We start from the raw sequence: 326 nt of genomic DNA on the forward strand, positions 1-326 counted from the left end.
CATTTACACAAAATTCTTGACGCTACCAAAGAAGCTTAAGAAGCATCACTAAATATTAATGAAGATCAAGAAGGAACTTTATTAAATTATGGACTTGTTCTTTGGAAATTAAATCAGATTGAACAGGCTTGTAATGAGTTTAATAAGATTTTTGAACAAAATCCAGATAATGAAGATGCTTTATGGAATATGGGATTAGTAAATGTCCAATTGAGTAAATATAGCGAAGCCTTAAAATATTTCGATAGGTTATATAAAGCTAAAGGATACGATATAGAGTTATATTTGGAACTTAGCTCATAAGCCCCTTAATGAACTTGGACACT

1 protein-coding gene is annotated in these 326 nt (G+C 30.1%); it reads left to right on the plus strand.

From position 1 onward, the window contains the following. Window positions 1–54 precede the first annotated feature (54 nt). Window positions 55–303 (plus strand): tetratricopeptide repeat protein, encoded by a 249-nt coding sequence (locus BBG47_RS31355; RefSeq protein ID WP_175400681.1) that lies wholly within the window; start codon window positions 55–57, stop codon window positions 301–303. Window positions 304–326: the final 23 nt, after the last annotated feature.

The sequence above is a fragment of the Paenibacillus sp. KS1 genome, from assembly GCF_001680695.1.
Classification (GTDB): Bacteria; Bacillota; Bacilli; order Paenibacillales; family Paenibacillaceae; genus Paenibacillus_B; species Paenibacillus_B suaedae.